Here is a 22147-nt window from a genome sequence, read left to right on the forward strand (position 1 = left end):
CATTTGGTTCTGTGATTATCATTCCGATACTACAAGTACTTATAGAGTAATGACTTCGCCAAGGCTGGGGATATAAGCATCCCATTGATAGTCTTGGATTAATCGTTGTTGTAGAACATCCATGGCCTCAGGCTCACCGTGAATCAGGAACAGGTGTGGGCGTTTGGGCTGGAAATTGCTCGCCCAACGGATGAGCTGATCTTGTCCGGCATGGGCTGAAAACCCGCCGAGGGTATGTATTTTTGCCTTGACCGAGATTTCCTCGCCGTAGATTTTGACTTGTGAAATGCCGTCGACCAGTGCCCGGCCGAGCGTACCCTGGGCCTGATAGCCGACGATGACCACGTGGGTATTGGGGAGCCATAGATTATGTTTGAGATGATGCAGAATCCGCCCTCCGGTACACATTCCACTACCTGCAATGATGATGGCACCATCATTGAGCGTGTTTAATTCCATCGATTCTTCTGGGGTCGGTGTATAAACCAGGCCCGGCAGCCATCTGTCCCAACCCTGTTTGATGAACTGTCGGAAATCGGGGTCATCGTCGTTGAACAGGCTTTGGTGGCGGCTGTACACATCACTGACTTTGATGGCCATGGGACTATCGATATAAACCGTGTGGCTATCTAGGCCGCCCTCGCGTTTGAGCTGGCCAAGCCAATAGATAAGATCTTGAGTTCGGCCAACCGCAAAAGACGGAATCAGAATATTGCCTCCTTTGTTTGCTGCGGTTTCGATAACCTTCTTGAACTCCTCCAGCGTTTCGGAGAGTGGCCGGTGATTTCGCTCACCATAGGTCGATTCGAGCAACAGGATGTCAGCCTCTGCGATTACTTCAGGATCGCTGAGCAACGGAGCGCAGTCATTGCCGAGATCGCCTGAAAAAACCAGCTTACGGTTGCCTTCCTCCGCTGCGATCCACAGCTCCACGATGGCTGAGCCGAGGACATGGCCGGCATCCCTAAAACGCAATTGGATCTCCGGGCAGACTTGTTGCTTTATCCCATAATTGATGCCAACTATCAGCTGCAGGGCCTGCTCTACGTCTTCCATGTCATATGGCGGCGTTTCCGGCTCTTTGCCTGCCCGCAACAGACGACGGTTTTTGCGCTCATAGTCACTGAGTATCAACGATGCCGCATCTCGATACATGATAGGCAGTAAGTCCCGGGTTGCGGAAGTGGTGTATACTGGGCCGTCATACCCACTTTTTACTAATAGCGGGACCATGCCTGAGTGATCCAAATGGGTATGTGAAATAATTACGCTGTCTATCGTGCGCGGATCGAAGCTGAAAGGCTGCTCATCTTCATCATCTCGTCGATCTGTCCCTTGCCGTATGCCACACTCTAGGAGCAACCGATGTTCCCCAGTTTCAATGAGATAGCATGAGCCTGTTACCTGTTGCGCTGCACCGAGAAAAGCTAAGGTTGCCATTGTCTGTTACTCGTAGAATGTTTTTATTAAACTAGGACAAGATGAAAAGAGAATCAAAATAATGCGTGTAATTAACACCGAGAAGGTACTATGAAATCAAAGATGTATTCTACGTTCGCCAGTGAATACGACGAAGTTATTCAAGACAACATCTACAATGCCCACTTGGAGCGGCCGACCCTGCAAGCAATGCTGCCAGCCCTAAATGGTCTTGATGTGCTCGATCTTGGCTGTGGCTCGGGAGTCTATGCAAAATACTTGCTTGAGCACGATGCCAAACATGTCACTTGTATTGATTACTCTGAAGAAATGGTTCAGTTGGTCACGAGCAAGGCACAAAACGCAGAGCTAACCGACAAGGTAATTGCCTATGCACAGGATCTTTCCAAAGGGTTACCGAAGGAAAAAGATGCCAGCGCTGATTTGGTCATCTCTCCATTGATGGTGCATTACTTGGAAGATCTTAACCCCTTGTTCAGTGATGTGAATCGTGTCTTGAGAGCGGGTGGTTCGTTTGTGTTTTCAACCCACCATCCGTTTGCCGATTTTGAATGCACGCAAAGCGGCAACTACTTCGAGCGCGAATTAGTGCAAGAAGAGTGGAATACAGTAGGTAAACCGGTTCAAGTTAGCTTCTATCGTCGCTCGCTGACCGAAATAATGAACGCGCTAACCCAGAATGGCTTGGTGATCACCCAGCTCTCTGAAGGTGAAGTGTCAGAGAAGGTCAAGGAAATGGATTCTGGCCGCTACGAGTACCTATCGAAGAACCCAAACTTCATTTTTATTAAGTGTCAAAAACTCGCTTAATCTATAGCGATTGATTTACCATCAGCTACGATCTGGTTTGGCTTATCGCTCCGTTAGCCGTTCTTGGGGTGACAGTTGGCTTGATTGTTTTTCAAACGCCGTTTGAGTTTATGGCGATATTGGGTGTTGCGCCTTTTTATCTTCAAATTTGGGTGGGCATCGACAGTTTGGTAACAATAATTCGTGGCATTTAGATGTTTTGCTCTATAGTGGTACCTGCCGTTGTCACTATTATCCGATATGTCAGTGGTTTATAACAAAGATAACAGTTAAAGGAAGAGCTGAATATGTACCCGTTTATGCGTCTAGCAAAAGTAATGTGGCAAGCCAAGCGAAACTCACCGGTTCACATTACCGACAAAAGTGAAATTTCTTTCTCCTGTCGCCCTTGGGATCTCGATATTTTTAATGAAATGAATAACGGCCGCGTGCTTACCTTGTATGACTTGGGGCGCACTGAGCTGGGGATTCGCTGTGGCTTGATGAAAACCTTGGCGAAAAAGCGGTGGGCATTAGTGGTAGCAGGTAGCTCGGTGCGTTATCGAAAACGCATTCATATGTTTCACAAAGTGAAAATGTACTCACAGTGCGTCGGCTGGGACGATAAATGGTTATATGTAGAGCAATCTATGTGGGTAGACGGCAAACCGTGTTCGTCTGTGTTGATTCGGGCGGGTGTGACTTCTAAAAAGGGCTTGGTTTCACCTAACGAACTGCTTGAAGCCATGAACGAACCGGTGAATACACCTATCTTGCCACAGTGGGTGACCGAATGGATTGACTCCGAACAGCACAGACCTTGGCCTCCTATTGGTCAGTAGTCAGCTTAAGCCCTTAAGAAAATAAACAGCGGAGAGCATAGCAGGGCTCTCCGGCTAGTTTCAATCAAGCTTAATCGAGCAACTCGCGCTTGATTACTGTCATTACACCCGCATCGCGATGGCTTGGTGCTGCGAAACGCGCAATCTCTTTCACTTTCGAGTGGGCATTTTCCATGGCATAAGAGTGGTAGCTTGCTTTGAGCATTTCCAGATCATTAAGGTAATCACCAAAGCTCATCGTCTGCTCAAAACTAAAACCAAGCGTATTCTGCAAGTGCTCGATTGCAGCACCTTTCGAAGCGACGGCATTCATTACATCAAGCCAGATTTTTGCACTGACCACCACCTGGTGGCTTTGACCAAACTCGCTATTAAAGCTTGGGAATACATGCTCTTCAGTGCCATCAAAATGGCAGATGGCGACTTTGATAAAGTCATCATCGACGTCCAAGAGGTCTTCCACATACTCGCAGCGGTGATAGTACTTTGCGAACTCTTTGAGAGCCTGTGGGTCTTGGGTTTCAATGTAGGCTGATTGCGTACCACACAACACAATATGCGCGCCGTCGATAGTTCGCGCCTGCTGAATAATCGATGAGATAGATGCTTTGTCGATTTCACAGCGGTACAACTCTTTACCTTGGTGCATCACCATGGTGCCATTTTCAGCAATAAACATCATATCATCGCTGACCGGAGCGAATGTTTCCATCAAGCTGTAATACTGACGACCCGATGCCGCAGCGAAAATAATATCGCGCTGCTCTAGCTGCTGGTATACCGAATAGAAATCTTCAGGTAGCTGGCTATTTTCATCGAGTAGGGTACCGTCCATATCGACGGCAATGAATTTGATGTTATTAGTTGGCATAGTTGACCGAGCTGTTGGCAATACAATGGAATTTAGTATGACAAATTACATGAGTCACAATTCTCTGCAAGTTTTTTCTTCGTTACAGCCTTTAGCCAATCCAATAATCTCAGCCGTGCCATAGTGTTAAATGTCATTAGCGACGTTTCAAGCTGTACTGGTGCCCGTTGAAATACACTAACAGAGGTTAGTGTTTATTATATGACCTCCCTCTCAAAAATTTATTCACCCATAGTCTAGGTTTTTATGCAGTTGTTTCAGCATTGAATTTTAATTATCACATTTCAATGTCTCAAGCTTAACGTGTATGAAAGGAGTGATTACATGATTGTGATATTTGTACATGGATGGAGCGTTACAGATACCAATACATATGGCCTTTTACCAGAAGCGATGGCAAAACAGTCAACTCTCTATGGGCTTGATATTGAAATAAAACATCTTTGGTTGGGAAGGTACATTAGTTTTAACGATACTGTGAACATGGGTGATATTGTACGTGCGTTTGATAGCGCACTTCGCGATGTTATCCCAGAAGGTAGTGATCCAGAAGCTGGTGGTATAGCCGAGTTTTCATGCATCACCCATTCAACGGGAGGGCCTGTTGTTCGAGAATGGTTGGATCGCTACTATGGAAGTGCTAATTTGTCCCAGAGCCCTCTACGTCATTTAATAATGCTAGCGCCGGCTAACCATGGCTCACCACTAGCAGCGCTCGGTAAGCAGAGGGTAGGTAGAATAAAGGCGTGGTTTGATGGGGTTGAACCCGGTCAATTGATACTCAATTGGTTATCATTGGGAAGTCAGCAGCAAATTGATTTATCAACCTCATACCTTGACTACAAACCAGTCGCTAATCATTTTTACCCATTTGTCTTAACAGGCCAATCCATCGATAAGAAGTTTTACGACTTCGTGAATAGCTATCTAGCCGAACCTGGCTCAGATGGGGTCGTCAGGGTTTCTGGCGCAAACATGAACTTCACTAAAGTTAAGCTAGTTGAATCTGATACTACAGATACCGTTGTTCATGGAACAGAAGAACTGGAAGTTAACTTGCTAAAGTTAGTTGATAGTGCCCAGCGTCCGGAACCTGTTGCTCTTGGGGTAATTCCTAATGCCAGCCATTCCGGCAAAGACAAGGGGATAATGCGAAGTATCATCAGCGACAAATCGAAGAAGCCGCAACTAGCCGAAATCCTAAAATGCTTGCAAGTTGATTCTGCCGCTAAATATAAGGCCAGGAAGCAGGCGCTAGCAGCGCTCACTCAACAAACACAAAAGAGTACTAAACGTTACTCTAACTTGGTTTTTGTTTTGACTGATGATCAATCAGAGCCGATTACCGACTACGACATCGTGCTACTAGGAGGCCAAGAACGTGACCCAAACAAGCTTACAAAAGGTTTTTTTGTCGACCGACAGAAAAACGCTGCCAGCCCCAATCACCTTATTTATTACATAAATTATGATGTGATCATCAAGAGCCAATTAACAGGTATCAGGATCATTGCTAGGCCAACCCAAGGCTTTAGTTTCTATCATGCTGTAGAGTATCGATTTGAACAAGAAGAGATCAACACACTGTTACAGCCCAATGAAACCCTATATGTAAGCATTGAGATTCAGCGTCGTGTCGACCAAGCCGTCTTTCTTTTGGATGAGGCGGGCGACCCGAAATTGCGCAAAGAAGGCGTGATATTTAAGCATGAAACACGACATGATTTTAAAAACCAGAAAGTGATTAATAAGCAGGTTGACTAATATTGGGTGGACTAATCTAGGGCGGCGTAGGGATTTGGCGCGCTGCCCTTAAGGTTACAGCTACTTAGGAAGGGAAGAAATAAGTATGAAAAGGATTTTAATCGGAATACTTATTGTTGGTGTCCAGGGCTGTGCGAGTGATCCCGTAACGACAGCAAGCACGCAGGATCAAATGTGCGTAGGAACGACAAAACTTAGCCATGAACTGAGTGACAAATTTATTGAAGTTCAAGACGCTGCATTACTGAGCCAGACCATTGGTAAGCCTCTTGAAGGGAAGTTATGTCAGGGACAAGTATATCAAAGCACTCAAGAAGTAACGATTTACCGAATTTGGAATAGTACTAACCCCGGGAGCCAACTGGGGCAATGGTGGTCATTTACACGCCCTGCAGGTAAGACTGCAGGTTATAGAGAAGCTTATGAAATCTGCTATCAATGGTCTCCGCTCGACAAGCTTGTACGATGCACTTTAAAGCCAGGAACAAGTATTGTGCTTGGCAATGGGCAAAGCGCCAAATGTTCAGAGTATTTAAGCTACCCAGTATCGGAGAAACAGCAGGTATTTATTGCTGATGCATCTGAAGTGACTCAAAGTTGTGTGAATTACGACAGTGTAATGGCTTGGGAGCGTGTTGAGGACTAGGTACTAGCTGAAAAGCGATCAATGCAGCAATTGATGTCGTTGCAGACATAGTCAATGGTATTATCGGTTGGGATTTGTTCTAGATCAGACGTATACAAAAAGGCGAACCATTTAGCTCGTATTTTGTTTTCAGCTTACGGTGACCTTTCTGATCTGGCCAATGGTTGTTTCGGCATTTTGATAATCAATGGGTAATTGGAATATTCTTCCTGAGGTTTCAATAAATAATGAAGGGAAACTACTGCCGCCGATCGAGCGGGCAAAGGCAATCTCATCTAATAAACGCTGGTGAGTCTGCTCTGAAAGAAAGTCAGTGTTGAATCGAGCCATATCTAAGCCCATATCTTGTGCTAATTTTTGAAGAACGTCGTTATCACTCGGGTTTTTGGCGTTAAGGTAGTAGGCTTCTTGAATAGCATTTAACATTGCTAGTTCATCGCCTTGAGAACGGGCAGCGAGAATTGCTCTACAGGCGGGATAAGTTGAGCGGCGAGGGGTGTTGTTAGCCCAAAACTCATAATTGAACTGGGTGCCAAGATAGCCCTCGATCTTCTTCCAGTAAGCCATAATCTGTTGTTGCATGATTTCGGGCATAGGCTCGTCAGAATCAGGGGCAAGGCCGCCAACAACATAGATGATTTCTACCTCATCAGATATGGCTTGGGTAATTTGTTCCCATGCTGGCTTGTATCCCCAGCACCAAGAGCACATGGGGTCGTAAACGTAATACAGCTTTGGCTTAGATGAGGGCATGTTCTTTCCTTCCTTGGTTGGGTGTTACTCGCGCTAATAGCAAAAAAATGGACAAACCGAAGTTTGCCCATTTTTGATAGGTTAGTCCAAATTAGTATTTGGTTACTACAAACCTGTTATCTTCATGATCACAGATAACTAAGATGGAAACTTACCAGCTTTCTAAATCAGCCATCTGGAATACCTCTGAAAAATAATCAAGTTGCAAACTCCCTCCGCCTAATGGCAAATGAAGCCATCAGGTTTGTTTAACTAAGTTGAAAACTCTCTCTTCAATAGAACTCTCTCATTTAGAGTGATTGTTCAGTTCGTAAAACCCGAACCGCACTTTACGAACCGCGAGTTTGTAATGAATCAGCCGCTTGTTTGTTTAAGCAACTCAATATGCTCAGGGCTTACTTACCTCAAGCTTTATCATCTTTGTTCTGTATAAATCCAGGTACTAGGGCTCGAATAGAGTCAACATGCTCTAGCTCGTGTCTATTCATCAACTGCAAGTTGAAGGCATGCGGCGGCAAAGAAGCATTAGGCGTGCAGTCTACGTGGAGGTCATTGAGCACGTAACCAGCTAACGCTTCGTTGCTTGTAATGTTTCGCACGTATTGACCCTCCATACCAAGATCAATAGCTAGGTCATTTCTATTTTCATGCTTAGAGTGCGGTGCAACACTTAGGACAACGTCACGGTTCCAAAGAGTATCGTCCTCTATAGTCTTGTCGTATGAGCAGTCAGTTTGTTCAGCCTTAAGAATTCTACTTATTCTAAAGCACAGGAATTTACGTCTTTTACTGTCCCAAGCACGGATGTGCCAAGCCCCAAGCCCTTTGAATAGAGAATGAGGTGTCAGGGTTCTAGTCTCGGTGCTAGTTGAGGAACTGTACAGGACAGAAATACAGTGCTTATTAAGGATCGACCTTGTGACTTGAGAGACGATATCAATGGATAGTGAATCCAACACTGTCGCAAAGCTGCTTACACCATAAGTTGTTACTGGAATGGAGTTAAGCTCCTGACCCCATGCTATTAACCTCAGAGCTGCTTCTGGGTCATGCTCAAAAGCTGGGCTAAACGATGCTGACTTCATGTATGCTCGCAAGCTTTCGTTGAAAACCGTGTTGTCGGGAAAACGTTCTTTGTAAGCATTAAAAGAACGGCTTGCTGTAGCAACGGCAATATCACCATGCTGAATAAGGTCGGAGCGATTCACTTTCCCAAAGAAGCAGAGATAGAAATCAATAAGCCTTAGTCGTTTGGTTTGCGGAGATTCGACACAACGCATAATGATTACCCTTATCAAAATGAACTGTACTAATTTACTCTAACGAATCATTTGATTCCAGTGTAATATGACACTAGTTGATTCTAGCAATGTTGCTTGACGTGTTACTTATGGTATAAATTTCTGGCTGTTGAGGACTACAATGAACGTCAATGACTACTTATCCAAGATCGAAGAAGGCTTGCCGATAAACTTGAAGGGGTTTATTGAGAGGCTTAGTTTGAAAGACCCTGAACAGTGGATGTCCATCTATAAAGCAAAGCGTGTAAGCAAAGGACATGTGCTAAAGGTGTTAGATGAGGAACGTCACACCTCATTCTATACAAAGGATATTTCAAGTCGAACCGATGGCGCTAAGCAAGGCAAATCACACGCTATTAATACAAGTTTTTCTCATATCCTCTTACTTAACACGACTAGTTTTCCGAATACTCCATATGTGATTGTTTCATCAGAAGGTGGGGTGATTAGTTCTTTACCCAAGCTGAACGATCAAGCTGTGGTCATTGAGAACATAGAGAATTTTTATCGGTACATGTCTTTTATGGAAAGCATAGGACGTGAAGAGTTGATTGAGCACACTGACTTTTTGTTTGGTGCAGGGACACAAATCAATAATAGCCTAAATTTAAAGTTTCTTACGAACTACAAACGGATCTACGTAGCGGGAGACTTAGATCTAGGTGGTCTGAAGATTTTTAGAACACTAGCAATGAACGTGTCAGATTGCCATTGGCTTTCGCCAGTTGATTGGGGCAAGTTTGAAGCGTTTTTCAATTTGAAGCCCAAGTCTGTTTCTGAATGGCGACAAGCGATTTCTATTGCCAGTGAGTTAAACCTCGAACAAGAAAAACAATTGTTACATACACATAGAGCATTTTTGGAACAAGAAGCCCTACTACCATAAGGATAAGATGATGGAAGATTTTCGCATAAGTATTTCAAGATTGATTGTTGTCGACTCTGTGGGGGTGGCTATCGCAGAAATCGATCTTAGAAATGGTGGGATCATAATTGCGAAGGGGAATGTTGGTAAAACATCAATACTTAATGCGATTCGGTTGTTTCTACTGCCAGAGACAAACTTCAAGAAGAGCTTTCAAAAGTTTGGGTTCATGAATAACAAAGGTGAACCTTATACGGATGATGAGAGTTATGAGCATTATTTCCCAAGTAGATCGAGTTTCTTGATTTTAGAATGTGAGAATTTTCTTGGCGGCCCAGTTCCACACTGTCAGATTCTGTATAGAGGTGAGTCTAAGTCTTACAAAAGGATGTTTACATCTCTTCCTTACCAGAACATAAAAGATCTATTTTGGGATTCAAGTGTTGGAGAAGATGGTATAGGAGGCGCAGTACAAAACCTATCGATCGACTATGTTAAGAAAGCATTAAAAGAAAGAGATCCTAAGCACTTTAAGACTATTGAGCGTCCTCAGGCAATCAAAGAAGCGCTGTATGCAAATGATTTACTTGATGTAAATGCTATGCGTTATTGCTTATTTCCATTGAGCAAGTTAGATGATGCCAGTATTAACTCCTTTAAAGCGTTAGTTAAGCTCCTGTTTGATATGAAGACTGGTTCCGATGCTGTTAGGCTGGCTATTGCCAACATCATTGAGTCTACTAAGAAAGAGCGTAAAGATGAATTAAGCCTTGATATCAATGAGTTTTTGAATAGAAACCAGATGCTTGGCGATAAGGAACTTCATCTACAGAAAGTAAAAAATCTAAAACCAAAATTTGAAGAACTTTCTATCTCGTACGCCACTTTAACAGACAACCAAAGTGCAGAAACTAAGTTGCTGCAATTTGATCGTGTGCTTAGAGGGGAGTTGGACTCTAAAGCTAAAGAACACAAGTTGCTTGAAGACCAGATACATTTGGCGCTTGAGCAGAACAAGAATGACCAAAAGTTTCGCGATGACGCACAACGACACCTCAATGAGTTGAAGGGAGCCCTTAAACAGGAAAGTGCGAAATTGGAGAAACTACAACCTCAGCTAGATACAGCGAAAAGGATCATCGATGATTACTTTGGAAAGCCTATTTCTGAAATTGAAGAGATCCTTGCTGAAGAGCTTTATGAAGAGGTATCCAATCTCGACAACTTAAAAGATGCATCTAAAAGGAAGGTGCGTATTGATCAATTGAAGACGTTGATAGCAGATGAAAATAGGCACATTAGAATACTTAATCGAAGCTTAGAGTTAAAAGAATTTTTCTTATCAAAGCAGTTAGAGAATGGCGACTATCAAATACTATCTTCGATAAATAGTATTATTTCCAAAGCTAACCCTGGTCGTAGGCTAACAGAAACAGAGTTAGATCGTTTTAAAGGATTTTTAGCTCTTTTTGAAAGAGATAATCAGCAATATCGTTTCTTTGATAGAACTCTAAATATTGCTAGTTTGATTGAAGAACATTCAACAGAAGAAGAGCTTGAGCAGAGAACTAAGAACTTAGCTGCTTTTGAGGATGAGTTGCATGAGTTAGAGAAAATTGGCAACCAAAGCGATATCCTTACTCAAACTGAAATAGCTAGGTTACAGCGTAAACTAGAACGATATGACAGTGAACTTACCAAAGTTAAGAGCTATGAGTTCAACCTCCAAACCGCTAACTATGCCAATGAGGAAGTACGTTTTTTAACCCAACAAGTTGAAGAAGCTGAAAACTCATTATCTAAAGCCCAAAATAGTCTAGACATATCTCAAAGGGAGCTAGCTGAATCAAAGGAGAGTTTAAGTAGCTTCAACTCAAATTTAGAAAAACTTAAAGGCTTGAGCCAGAGAGTGAGTAATAGCCTAGCTCGACATCAACTTGTAGATTTTCCACTGGAGAAGCTAAGTGTTGAAAGCGTTGAAGTGTCGGAAGAGTTTTTTGAAAGTCTGGAAAATGCACTATTAGCAAAAGTGCGGGCGCGTAGTGGCGTTATATCCAATATACATTTTTTGGTTAAAGAAGGTGTCATCGACAATGATGACGACTTGTTTACCGCGACTCTTTCTGATGAACAAATTCGTCATACATATAAACAGATTGAGTCCAAGTTTGTACATGTGGATGAAGAGATAGCTAATCTGAAAAGGCAGTTTGTTGCCCTTAAGAGTGAGATTCATGGAATCATTACTGAACTTGAGAAAAACCGACAGCTAATTGATAGCTTTGAAGGGTTTATTAACACTGAGTTTAAGAAAGCGACCATAAATGATTTATCGGAAGTAAAAGCTAAAATCGGTGTTAATAGTCGATTCGAAGCACTATTGGCAGAGGTAGCACACATTGACTTATATGCCGATAGCCGACTTTCAAGTGAGTTTGTGGATCGACTCAAGACCTTTAGTAAAGAGTTTTTTGATGAAGGCACGGCATCAACTTTAACTATGGAAAAGATACTCACGGGAATCAACTACCATGTTAAAAAACAGGGCGCGAAGAGTCTTGAGACAAAATCTCAGTCCACTTCGACAGTGATGCTAATAAACATCAAACTAGTTGAAGTGTTACTAAAATCTGTCCAGCAATCGAGCTGTAAAGTATTTTTCCCATTAATTATAGATGAGGGAGCTTCTGTAGATCTCTCGCAATTTCAGTGGCTTTTGCCACAACTCAATGAGTCGGGTTTTAGAGTACTAAGTGCATCTACACATTCAGTATCTAGTGAGTTGATATTACTCTTTGGCTACTACTTCAAAATTGACTCGATGAAAACAAGTCTTCCTTATCATCCTGAGCGTCAGATTGCCTTTACTAGTGAACCTGAGTACATCATTAAACCAAGCGTAGCGAAGGAAGATCAGATGTGTATTTTTGGAGAGACTGATGAATAGCCAAGTTCTAGATACACTTCCGACATTTAAGTTAATGATGGAGTATAAAGCCATCATGCTTGAGTCGATAAGGTCAATGGATACATATGGTGAATCGTATGTACGCGAATACGATTTTAATGCAGCTGTATTTAAGTGTCTCAAAACGCTGGAAGGAGATACAACTCAGCAAAATGCTGTCAGAGTAGCTTTTTCAAAGGATAATCTGATTAATTCACATATTTTGTCTGATTTTGATCATTTCGAAGGTGCTGGGAGGCTGTTTTTCGATAAAGCAGTACTGGACATTTTTAGACTGTTTGATAGAAGCTTAATCCAAGAACTTACCCATATAGAGTTAAACACAAGGCTTGTTGCATTAAGGGAGCTAACTGATAGGTTTGACAGTGGTAGCCTTGATTTTAACCCCCAAGACTTGGACTACAAGGAGGCATTGGGAGCTTTGTTTCGAGCTCTTGCTGCTCTGCAAAGTCTAATTCGTAGAAACCTTACTCGCATGGAAGATGTGAATAGGGACTTGAGCGAACAGAGTGAGAAAGCCCTGAAGGCTACCAACCCTAATGTCGTACAAGCATTACAAAAAGACAATATTGAACATATATCAAACCTTTTGGTGAGACATATCCTACCCACTAGAGCTTTTCTGGATGAGAAAGTGGTGCTTAGAGATGGGGCAAATTTATTGGCATGTCTGGAAAAGCTTAAAAGGTTGTTTGAAGTGCATAGTTTAGATAGTGAAGCTTCGACCATGCTCCGATATGCAATTTCATTTAATGCTTATCATAAAGACATAAGTCGTATATCTACATCTATTGATCAGTTCTTAGCTCGCTCAAGGAAAAGGCTCACCCAGTTTAATGCAATCGAAAATGCATTTTCTGAGTTAGTGGAATATTTAAAAGAAACACAACAGGACTTAAGGCGTAAAAGAATCAGTTCAGATTTTGCTCAAACATCAGGTTTGTTTTGTGGTTTGATGAACCAGCCTCGTCCCAAAGACCTCCGACTGAGTGATTCACAGTCGTACTTTAATAATATAACCACGGATATCACCACGAAGCTTGAAGATTACAAACTTGTTAATCAGCTTGATTTATCTCTTTTACAGAGCTCTAAAGATAATAGTTTAGACACGCGCTTGGAAAGGGTGAAACAGGTTAAGCAACTAATGTATTCGATGAGATTCGAGCATTGTGATGATTTAATAAAAGTAGTGAGCGATAGGCTAGAGGGCTTGTTGGACGATTACCAAATACTTGACCTTCTTGAAGCCCTAATGACTCTAAATTCAGTAGGCCAGTTAAACCTTCACAACCATCTTCCAAGAGTTACTAATACTTTTCATGAGATAACGGTAGGTGGTTATGTGTTTAAGTACAGAAAAATAAAATTGGAGGTACGAGAGACTTATGCATACGACTAATAACCTAATATCTAACACTTTCGACTATGCTGACCTCGAACTCAGTCAGCAAGTCTACTCCCAGTTCTCGTCTGGCAAAGTGATCACTAAGCGCATTTATGAAACATATACTCAGCAGTTTATTGAGAACCCTTTGTATACAGAGCTATATAAGCATTTGGATAGCCATTATAGCCTCCTTTACAAGCACATTGGGTTTGAGCTGGTTTTTAACTCTGGAGGCGAATTTTTTCACATTCGTAAAGATGATAGTTCAGAAGATGCGGACGAAAATGCTACTAAGGTACAAGCATTGCTTTTAGTGATAGCTAGGTTTTGGACTGATAAAAGTTTCGATCTAGATGATTTAGCCAATGAACATTTTGGCCTTAAAGCTAAACATATAGATGAGATCAAACGAAATGAGCAGTATGACCGTATTCGAGGGGCACTAATGCCAAAAGATGACTGGGATGCATGCGTGCGCTTTCTCTTGAATCGTAACTTTATGTACCGATGCGGTGATGGGCATTATGTAGTGAGTTCTGCGGGTATGTTTTTTATTCAACACCATGTAAAAAAATACGAATCTTCTATAAGTAGCCCAGAAAAACCTTAGCAAATAGATCCTATAAGAAAACGCATAACCTAATCGAGATAAGTATTGTTGGTAAAGGACTTCCTATGGAAAAACGAAAGATCAAGAGTATCGAGGAGCTTGAGCAATATTACGAAGAAGGCGGAAATCCTTGGTTTGACGCAGAGTTTTCCCCTCTGTCAAAAAGAATTATTAGTTTCTTAGGTGCAAAGGGTATGCACATGAACAAATGGTGGGTCAGAACACCGATGGATTGGAAGTGTCCTTCATGCTCACGAAACAAAAGCCAAATAGCGAAACTAGACCATCGAGGTTTTGCTTCATGCCATTTACATGAACACCATGACCATATGAAAGATGTGGTTAGAAGAAAGTTTGAAGAGATTTCCTCTGCACGAGACAAGGTTGTTGCAACAACACTCGCTGAAAGGTTCGCTGTTCGAACTTCCTATGCAGTCTCTGCGTATGACAACACTGTTATTTGTGCTGATTGTAATAAGGCTGATGGTATTGCAAAGAAGATGATTGGAGCTCATGACGATTTTTCGTTTTCACCAGAGGAAATAGCAAGGTTCGTGTTGTCACAGCCAAATAGAGAACATGCTATTGACATTGAATTAGCCAGAAAAATATGGGCAGATGGTTATGAGACGTTTAGCAAGAGAATGAAATTAGCGGAGTACATTGCAGGCTTAGCAGCCAGCGACTCTCATTGGTATCAGCCATCGCGAACAACAGCGAAGCAAACAAAAAAAAGTGCAGAATTTAAGTTTTCAAAGTGTGGACTTGATGAACTTCATTACGAACCAGAAAAACTGCTATACACAACAGTCCCTTTTAAAGGTAGTTTTTCATCTTGGAGGCTGGCTCCTAAGCCTTCAAATAATAGAAAGCCCACACAAGGGCAAATCGCTCACTTATCCCAGACTCGGGGACGATATTGGAATCGCTACGATGACGATTGGCATTGTCCTTGTTGTAAACGCTCAAAGTATGACTGTTTGAAGCCTTCAAAGCGCAACCCTTGGGTTTTTGAAGTTAAAGGGGTACTAGCATTTGACAAAAATGTAGTTTCTTATTCTAGTGAAGTTAAAGTATGTAATGAATGTCTCAATACAGCAAACTTGTTGGGGCGAGAGGCTATTGAAGAGGCTAAAGCTGATATGGGCAATCGAGAAGTCATGTTCCCCCACTGCCTCGTGAGCCTAGAGGAACTACAGGCAGTGGTTACTCCACGGGCTAACTCTTCCCATTTAATTGATAATCAATTAGCAGATAAAGTGCTATCAGGTGCAATCAATAGAATTGTGATGGATGAGTATTACTATTCGTCTAAGCATAAAGCTGCTTTGAATATGGCGTAGATACTGCGCAAAAGTATGCAAATTTTGGGGTTTGATATGTTTCTATTAGTACATTTTATGTGTACCGATAAGCAAGAAGGCGAACACTAGTGTGTTCGCCTTCTTGTAAACATGTATATGTAGACAACTAAAGTGTTTTAGTTCAGAGCAGAACTCCTACAGTTGACCCATATCAGGGTACCCAAGCAACTCTCTTGTTTTCAGCCATCATTTCCTCAAAAATTTCTCTACGATTTGATAATATGTTATCTCTAATCTTCATAACCCGCTTTCTTTGATCTTCGCTTCCATTTAGTCTGATAAGTACATGGCATATGTAATCACACGTTTGGAAATGAAAAGGCGGATGTGCTTCAACTATCTCAACTGTACTGTCAATTATACCTCTTTCCATGGAGGTTCCTTGATCTTTCAGATTTTTGAATAAATTGAGAAGCAGGTTATCTGGGTACATATAATCATAAAACGAGTCTATGTATTCTGCTGGTAACCATTCATCAATCTCACTGATTGTGTCCAAGTATAAGCCAGACGTTTCGGCCATTTTGATTAGCCAAGAGTTCCGCATACTTTCATCTGGTGCGCTACCTAGCAGTGCAGCCCAAGCTAGGGGGCGGTATTCGCCACATGAGTAGACGGCATATGCGAGTAGAATTTCAAAAATCTGACTTAGGTACTTGGTACCAACGCATTTTATTGAGCTAGATATTATAAGGTCATTTTCCCGATATTTAATTAGATATCTGAAGCATTTTAAATATAGAGGGTGGGCTGGGTTATACAATATTGACAACAAGAGCTCATGCCAAACGTTTCTATGACTTGATTCAGTTGGAACGGAAGCGCCATTTCTATCGAAGTATGTAGTAATCAATATTTCCAGAAAGCTTGTATCTAGGCTTTGTAATTCTTCTAAAGATAGTTCTAGAACATTATCTTTCATTACTAGTTGTGTCAGTGATTTAGGTGCGTCATCCCGTACTAGCACGGTTGCATGTAACCACTTTTGGTCGTCTCTATTTACCAAAAGAGACTTTTTTATTAGGCTCCTCTCTTCCTCTGTTAACTTAGACCAAGATGCGATGAGTGTTGATAGTATGTCTGTAGAACGCTCTGTACTATTTACCCTGAGCAAGAGCTCTATATGCCGTTGCCGAAATTCACTATACACCTCTGGCAAGTCCATGATGTATTTAGTAACGGCAGTGTCATAACCTCCTCCGTCACCTAGGCTATCTTTTACTCTTATTAGTTCGACCCATTCACTAATTATTGGAATGATAGGTTCGTAGCCATAAGCCTCAAGTGCTTCATGAACTACATTATCTAACCTTCCAAAGCGAACAAAAACACCTCTATGAACATTCCTTAACACTGTAGGGAGCAAGCAAAAAAATATTTGCCAAGGAGGATTCGAGCCAGTTACTTCGACTCTATTGAACTGTAGCAGCTCGGGTAAAATTATCGCAGAAGCCAATGGAGACTCTACCATTACTTTGAGATTGGATAAGAGCTGTTTGCGGCGCACAACCTCTATGTCGTCCCAATTTGCCACAATCGTTTCGTACACAGCTTCTGCTACAGAAGGGTGTTTATCATTAAAAATTCGGTGTAGTACCGTTTCGTCATTAGCTCTGTTCTCTCCAAGCCAAATCTTTGTCGCCAATGCACGAATTTGACCTTCATCGAGAGATAACATTCGCATCATACCTATTGTATGAAGGTCTTTGGGGTTTCTTCTGCAATAGTTGAGAGCATCAAAGGCAACCTTCGGTGTAAAATCAAAAAATTGCTTGCTGTTTAAGCTTTCGAGGATGTCAGCCGTTTGTTCTGATACCTCAAATATCCCCAATGACTTAAAGACGTCTGTGTCGATTACAATGTCTTCTCCCATAGGGTACCAAGGATAGCCGTTGTGCCAATTGGCGTCAGCTAAACTACTGAATGATACAGAAGACAGCCATTCTGCCTGCTTTTCTAGGTGTTTCTTGTTTAATTCAGGGGCAACAGCTATTAAAGTGTCAAAGCAAACATCTCTTGTAGATGGGTAACTTGAACTTAAGCCTTCAATAGCTAAGTCGACGATCTCTTCTTTAAACTTTTGTTTGTCTGATGAATGGTAAATCCATCTTAGGTTTTTCGCAGTGGATGTAGATGTTGCAGGTGATAGACAAAAAATACCATTACTCAAGTGCGCGAGTAACGATTTCCAGTTACTTCTTGAGTTAGTATTAATAATCGATTCTGCTGCTGCACGATAGAATGGGTGTGTGAAAGAAATTTTATCGTCATCATCCCACTTAGTCATTTTCTTATCTTCTAGTTTATCTAAAGAACCAACATACTCTTCAGATAAGTCAGTATTGCTAGAATATACAGGGAACTGTTGAACATCTGTCTTCTTACTATTTCCAAAACTTGAACCAATCGCTAGTATTTTGGAATAACCATACTCTTTGTCTGCCTTGTTCTGTAAAACATACGATAACTCTGTTTCATGTATTGGATTCAATCCGTTAGTTGTAAGCGCTAGCCCCATTAGTAAGGGTTTGTGCCCTTCATCATCAAGGGCTCTACCTAAATCCGATGAGCTTTTACGCGAAAAACGCATTATTTCGTCAACGTTGGATGAAGGTTTTATTTTTTCGTACTCTGTTAAAAGGTATTCGAGACTGCCAAGCTCAATGTCGCTTAAACCGCTACTGAGATTAGTTAAGACGGTGAAGTACAGTTCTTCTGGTAGTTGTGTCCTTTCATTGGATTGTTCCCAGAACTTTTCTAGAAAAGACTCTGGGTAGGAACTCAAGTCGTTCCAACGTTTTGCTGCGACGCGTATGTCTTGTAATTGACTTTGCCCTGAAATTTCAAGCAACCGCTCTTGCCCCTGAGATATGATTATCTTTCTGTTGGTACTAGGGACGTAGGGAAGCTTATTCTTTAATTCCTGCCAAATTTGATGTGGATTGTTTGCTAAACGACTGCCACCTAGAGGATCATCAACTATTACCAAGCGAGGGCCATCAACTGGGTCTTCTAAAAAACGAAAAGCTTCGAAAATATCGTCAGTACGTTTGACTCTGTAACCTTGATCTTGGAATGATGCTGCGATCCACATAGCTGTATAACTTTTACCAACTCTAGGTTTACCCGAGAGTAGAAGGGAGTTCTCATGAGTCAGCAAGTTTTTGAGGATATTTTCATCACCTCTTTGAATATAATTGCTAGGCCTTAGGGAAACGCTAGAGACATTCTTTAAGTACTGAGTGATCTTAGCGATGACATTTTCTTGGGATTCTTTAGCTGCTTTTATGTATTCAGAGGACTTTCTAATAACTTCTTCGAAATAGTCATCAGGGATGTGGTACCTAGAGCGCAATGATATGTGAATGTTTTCTTTGACTAAGTTTTCACGTTCATTATCTATTATGATTAGCCTTTTCAAGGCGTCTCTGACTTCTTTTACATTAAAGTTTTTAATAATGCGTTGTGTATGCTCTTTTCGATCATTTTTTAGTTTCGTACCTCCAAAACTGTCTACTAGGCTTTGGAATTCAAGATTCAAAGCCTCAGCATCCTTCAACGTAAAGCTATGCTTATGAGGTGATAGATCCCACTCCCCAGTCGGCAAATATTTCAGTAACTGATCAGTTGCGCGGCCTGACATTACGAGTACTACACACAGGTTACTCTCTTTAATCAGTCTTTCAAAAAGGCAGTTTTCATGGCGACGGTCTGGGAAATGAAGTAAGCATTCGGCGACGAAATTAAGAGTCACCGCTTCCATTGCGCCTTTTACTTGTACTTCGAACTTTTTGAGCGCTCCGTCATTGCCTTTATACGTAAATGCAGCGTCTTCACCACCGTGAGGTTCGATAAGAAAGCTAATATCTTTTTCTTCTTCAGTTTTTAGTACAAAATCTAAGCATACTAAATCTTGGAATTCATATTTTTTAGGCCCGATTGTCGCGATTGTTGTCATTCTGCCTCCCTTAAGGTAGCTCGGTGCTTAGTATTGAGTTGGAAAGTGCCTAGACTAATGGGTCAATAGCACCGCTTTTAATGCCGTTGAATCTGTGAACTAACCAAGCCTTCACATCTTCAGAGCGGTAGATACCATGGATGAATATCGAATACCAATTGTTAGGAGTTTGATGTTCTTCATCTTTGTCCTCAAGCGTTTCAAGTAGGTAAGTGTCCAGCTCATCAATGGTTAAGTTAGCTGCTGTTCGTGGTATTGAGGAAATGATAACTCTCGGGTTTCTTCTCATGGATTGCCACTTCTCTTCCATCCAGTGAATAGCAGTTGACCTTTTAACCACAGTGTCGATATGGAAAGAGATTGTTTCTTCAGCGGTGCCTTCAACAGGAAGAGGGACAATATTGATAACAGGTTCTTCATAATTCCCGCTGTAATCCGTACTTATTATGCGTGATGTAAGGCAGTTGTCATAATAGGGATGCAGAACTCGTTGATTTTGAAGCTGACCTTTTACATCATTTCTACGCTTTGAATTGCAATCACATGCTGGTACTAAATTGCGAGAGTAAATAATCCATTCAGGATAGTCGGCTTGAGGAAGGAAGTGATCCAATGTGGCTGTTTTTAAACTACCACAAAACGGACAAACATCAGGAGAGCCTTTCGCTCGTAGCTCTTTGATATATTGTAAGTCTGAATAGGGGCTTTTGTAGTGGTACTCAAGTTTATTAGTTAAATCATTTGAAATAGTCCCACCAACGCACGCCCATGGGTTTCCATCGTTATTTGCATAGCGGGTATATTGAAGGCGCATTTGGTCATATTCATTGGTAATGAAAGGTTGACATGCAATTCCAGGAGAGTTTTTCATCGTTTCGAGAATATCAAGGTCGTTTACCTCTGGAAGTGGTAGTTTTTTCATATCATTGACTCACTAGTTTCACTTTAATACTTTGTAGCATCTCGGTAGGTAGGATACTCCCGTACTTTTTCTTAATGTCATCGTATGAAAGGTTCTTTATATTGGCTTTTCTTATGACTTTTTGTGATAGCGAATTGCCATAGTCCTCATCGAAAACAAAGTGAGAAATATCTCCGATATTTGCTCCAAATGTTTTTAGTCTAGGGTTCAATATTTGGATTTCTTCATTATTGAATTTTTTAAAAACATGCACTTGTTCTCTTGTAACTTCTCTAACGAAATAGGCTGAGTGAGTTGCAATAAGTGCGTATGAGCCAGTTTTCTCTAGGATGTTATCCAGTAAGGTAATGAAGTCAGATATCATGCTCGGGTGAAGGTGTGTCTCTGGTTCGTCTAGAAGTACGAAAGAACCATTTTCTATATGCAAACATGCAAGCAAAGCAAATTTAAAGAAGGATAATTGACCGCTACTAAGAGGGTACTCACCATCTTCCCCTGCAATGGTTGGTTCAACGTTATCTGAAATATTTGCCCAAATTTGTAGTCTTCGCTCTTCGTTCCAACCAGAATGGAGCTTTTTCAATGAGACGCTTTCACGCCCTTCAAAATCCTTTGCTAGAGGAACTCTTAGCTTATCAATAGGTAGGGTGGACTTGATCGCCTCAATGAAAATATCCCAGCGTTCCAAGTTGCTTATTGAATCGTCCATTCTGGCTAATTGAACAATACTTTTGCCTATTGTTCGGCTAGTTTTTGAACGACTATTTCGAGTCAATAGGAGCCTACGATAATGTAACTTAGGGTTCTTGATTGAATCGGTTGGATAGGTATTTGTAGTTTCACCTGGAGTTCCGATTGCTAGAAGACGGCTAATCATTGGTCTTTTAGATTCACTTGTAGGGTCAATCAGTTCGTCTAAATATTGGCGTTGTTGTAATGCGGCACGGACAAAATGATTGAGAGACTGGCTTTTACCCAATCCATTTTCTCCAATGAGAATATTAATGCGTTTTGGAACTAGGTCACTGTTACCAAATCTAAGTTCTAACTCATGTTCGTTCAAAAAACCGTCCAGTTTGAACTTTAAGTTAAGAGTATTTGATATGTAGTCTAGGTTTTCAAAGTCTAAGCCTTTGAGTATATCTCCCGCGTTGTAGAAAGCGAAGAATGGCTCTGAATTTCTCATAAATGATTTCTGAAATACTTCACTGTTTTGCGCTGCTTCGAGCCAGGGGGCATCTTTCTCTTGTTCATTTGTGTAAACGAGGTCATTAAGTGAGTTCAATATTTTCGAAGCCATTGGTACGCCAACGTCTCTAACAATATTTCGGTATTCTCCAATACTCGGAAGTAAGCTGAAGAAGAAGTCAGCTTTTGCGTTCTTGTCTGATATGGACGTAATCTGATTGCCAAGACCAGTATAACTAATATCATCCTTTTCCCGTTCATCTTGCACTGCGATTAGAACACTACCACTTATGATTTGGTCATCCTCCAGTTTAACAACGAATAACCCATGTGTTTTGTACTTAAAGTCATTCCAACCCTCGTCTGTGGGCCAAACGTAGATAATATTCTTGTCGTAACTGCCAACTTTTCTTTGCTTAGAGCTAAACTCAACTTTGAATGGTTTTGCTAGTGAATTTTCATTGTCCATATCTGAC

At 41.5% G+C, this 22147-nt stretch carries 16 protein-coding genes; 9 read left to right on the top strand and 7 right to left on the bottom strand.

Features of this window, described 5'->3' with window-relative positions; genetic code table 11:
- Positions 1 to 39 precede the first annotated feature (39 nt).
- Complete coding sequence (locus R2X38_RS00155; RefSeq protein WP_317519949.1) at positions 40 to 1440, bottom strand: MBL fold metallo-hydrolase; 1401 nt, start codon at positions 1438 to 1440, stop codon at positions 40 to 42.
- Positions 1441 to 1530: 90 nt separating this feature from the next.
- On the opposite strand from R2X38_RS00155, the gene R2X38_RS00160 reads away from it, so the two are divergent.
- Positions 1531 to 2250 (top strand): class I SAM-dependent methyltransferase, encoded by a 720-nt coding sequence (locus R2X38_RS00160; protein WP_317519950.1) that lies wholly within the window; start codon positions 1531 to 1533, stop codon positions 2248 to 2250.
- A 287-nt stretch (positions 2251 to 2537) separates the two neighbouring features.
- Positions 2538 to 3071, top strand: a complete 534-nt coding sequence (locus R2X38_RS00165; protein WP_317519952.1) for a thioesterase family protein — start codon at positions 2538 to 2540, stop codon at positions 3069 to 3071.
- Between the two features lie 70 nt (positions 3072 to 3141).
- Here R2X38_RS00165 and R2X38_RS00170 read toward each other — a convergent pair whose 3' ends face one another.
- Positions 3142 to 3942: a Cof-type HAD-IIB family hydrolase gene (locus R2X38_RS00170; RefSeq protein WP_317519953.1), complete on the bottom strand. Its 801-nt coding sequence runs from the start codon at positions 3940 to 3942 to the stop codon at positions 3142 to 3144.
- A gap of 324 nt (positions 3943 to 4266) precedes the next feature.
- On the opposite strand from R2X38_RS00170, the gene R2X38_RS00175 reads away from it, so the two are divergent.
- Both R2X38_RS00175 and R2X38_RS00180 read left to right on the top strand, forming a co-directional pair.
- A complete protein-coding gene (locus R2X38_RS00175; RefSeq protein ID WP_317519954.1) occupies positions 4267 to 5706 on the top strand; it encodes a hypothetical protein in 1440 nt (479 codons plus the stop codon).
- An 85-nt stretch (positions 5707 to 5791) separates the two neighbouring features.
- Complete coding sequence (locus tag R2X38_RS00180) at positions 5792 to 6352, top strand: hypothetical protein (protein ID WP_317519955.1); 561 nt, start codon at positions 5792 to 5794, stop codon at positions 6350 to 6352.
- A 129-nt stretch (positions 6353 to 6481) separates the two neighbouring features.
- On the opposite strand, the gene R2X38_RS00185 is transcribed toward R2X38_RS00180, so the two are convergent.
- Both R2X38_RS00185 and R2X38_RS00190 read right to left on the bottom strand, forming a co-directional pair.
- Positions 6482 to 7105, bottom strand: coding sequence for a DsbA family protein (locus R2X38_RS00185; protein ID WP_317519957.1), 624 nt, complete (start codon positions 7103 to 7105; stop codon positions 6482 to 6484).
- A 404-nt stretch (positions 7106 to 7509) separates the two neighbouring features.
- Complete coding sequence (locus tag R2X38_RS00190) at positions 7510 to 8385, bottom strand: WYL domain-containing protein (RefSeq protein WP_317519958.1); 876 nt, start codon at positions 8383 to 8385, stop codon at positions 7510 to 7512.
- Between the two features lie 142 nt (positions 8386 to 8527).
- Between R2X38_RS00190 and R2X38_RS00195 the strand changes: the two genes are divergently transcribed.
- From R2X38_RS00195 to R2X38_RS00215, 5 genes are all read left to right on the top strand, one after another.
- Positions 8528 to 9292, top strand: a complete 765-nt coding sequence (locus R2X38_RS00195) for a Wadjet anti-phage system protein JetD domain-containing protein (protein ID WP_317519960.1) — start codon at positions 8528 to 8530, stop codon at positions 9290 to 9292.
- A gap of 10 nt (positions 9293 to 9302) precedes the next feature.
- Positions 9303 to 12218, top strand: a complete 2916-nt coding sequence (locus tag R2X38_RS00200; protein WP_317519961.1) for a hypothetical protein — start codon at positions 9303 to 9305, stop codon at positions 12216 to 12218.
- Positions 12211 to 13641, top strand: a complete 1431-nt coding sequence (locus R2X38_RS00205) for a hypothetical protein (RefSeq protein ID WP_317519962.1) — start codon at positions 12211 to 12213, stop codon at positions 13639 to 13641. Before R2X38_RS00200 ends, R2X38_RS00205 begins: the two co-directional genes overlap by 8 nt.
- Positions 13628 to 14239, top strand: coding sequence for a condensin complex protein MksE (locus R2X38_RS00210; protein ID WP_069501894.1), 612 nt, complete (start codon positions 13628 to 13630; stop codon positions 14237 to 14239). The genes R2X38_RS00205 and R2X38_RS00210 overlap by 14 nt, the downstream gene beginning before the upstream one ends.
- Positions 14240 to 14304: 65 nt before the next feature.
- Positions 14305 to 15582, top strand: coding sequence for a hypothetical protein (locus R2X38_RS00215; protein WP_317519963.1), 1278 nt, complete (start codon positions 14305 to 14307; stop codon positions 15580 to 15582).
- A gap of 172 nt (positions 15583 to 15754) precedes the next feature.
- On the opposite strand, the gene R2X38_RS00220 is transcribed toward R2X38_RS00215, so the two are convergent.
- Genes R2X38_RS00220 through R2X38_RS00230 form a run of 3 tightly spaced genes read right to left on the bottom strand, consistent with a single transcriptional unit; the run spans position 15755 to position 22140 of the window.
- Complete coding sequence (locus tag R2X38_RS00220) at positions 15755 to 19561, bottom strand: hypothetical protein (protein ID WP_317519965.1); 3807 nt, start codon at positions 19559 to 19561, stop codon at positions 15755 to 15757.
- Between the two features lie 49 nt (positions 19562 to 19610).
- The gene (locus R2X38_RS00225; RefSeq protein WP_102555069.1) at positions 19611 to 20483 is read right to left on the bottom strand and encodes a hypothetical protein; all 873 of its coding nucleotides are present in this window, start codon (positions 20481 to 20483) and stop codon (positions 19611 to 19613) included.
- 1 nt (position 20484) lies between these two features.
- Positions 20485 to 22140, bottom strand: a complete 1656-nt coding sequence (locus tag R2X38_RS00230) for an AAA family ATPase (RefSeq protein WP_317519967.1) — start codon at positions 22138 to 22140, stop codon at positions 20485 to 20487.
- Between the last annotated feature and the right edge of the window lie 7 nt (positions 22141 to 22147).

Origin of the sequence: Photobacterium rosenbergii (genome assembly GCF_033022775.1) — a bacterium.
Lineage (GTDB): Bacteria > Pseudomonadota > Gammaproteobacteria > Enterobacterales > Vibrionaceae > Photobacterium > Photobacterium rosenbergii_A.

Coding starts and splice junctions, on each gene's coding strand:
- R2X38_RS00220 (WP_317519965.1), bottom strand. CDS start 19,561: ATGACAACAATCGCGACAATCGGGCCTAAAAAATATGAATTCCAAGAT.
- R2X38_RS00210 (WP_069501894.1), top strand. CDS start 13,628: ATGCATACGACTAATAACCTAATATCTAACACTTTCGACTATGCTGAC.
- R2X38_RS00215 (WP_317519963.1), top strand. CDS start 14,305: ATGGAAAAACGAAAGATCAAGAGTATCGAGGAGCTTGAGCAATATTAC.
- R2X38_RS00180 (WP_317519955.1), top strand. CDS start 5,792: ATGAAAAGGATTTTAATCGGAATACTTATTGTTGGTGTCCAGGGCTGT.
- R2X38_RS00175 (WP_317519954.1), top strand. CDS start 4,267: ATGATTGTGATATTTGTACATGGATGGAGCGTTACAGATACCAATACA.
- R2X38_RS00225 (WP_102555069.1), bottom strand. CDS start 20,483: ATGAAAAAACTACCACTTCCAGAGGTAAACGACCTTGATATTCTCGAA.
- R2X38_RS00230 (WP_317519967.1), bottom strand. CDS start 22,140: ATGGACAATGAAAATTCACTAGCAAAACCATTCAAAGTTGAGTTTAGC.
- R2X38_RS00155 (WP_317519949.1), bottom strand. CDS start 1,440: ATGGCAACCTTAGCTTTTCTCGGTGCAGCGCAACAGGTAACAGGCTCA.
- R2X38_RS00205 (WP_317519962.1), top strand. CDS start 12,211: ATGAATAGCCAAGTTCTAGATACACTTCCGACATTTAAGTTAATGATG.
- R2X38_RS00185 (WP_317519957.1), bottom strand. CDS start 7,105: ATGCCCTCATCTAAGCCAAAGCTGTATTACGTTTACGACCCCATGTGC.
- R2X38_RS00195 (WP_317519960.1), top strand. CDS start 8,528: ATGAACGTCAATGACTACTTATCCAAGATCGAAGAAGGCTTGCCGATA.
- R2X38_RS00160 (WP_317519950.1), top strand. CDS start 1,531: ATGAAATCAAAGATGTATTCTACGTTCGCCAGTGAATACGACGAAGTT.
- R2X38_RS00170 (WP_317519953.1), bottom strand. CDS start 3,942: ATGCCAACTAATAACATCAAATTCATTGCCGTCGATATGGACGGTACC.
- R2X38_RS00190 (WP_317519958.1), bottom strand. CDS start 8,385: ATGCGTTGTGTCGAATCTCCGCAAACCAAACGACTAAGGCTTATTGAT.
- R2X38_RS00200 (WP_317519961.1), top strand. CDS start 9,303: ATGGAAGATTTTCGCATAAGTATTTCAAGATTGATTGTTGTCGACTCT.
- R2X38_RS00165 (WP_317519952.1), top strand. CDS start 2,538: ATGTACCCGTTTATGCGTCTAGCAAAAGTAATGTGGCAAGCCAAGCGA.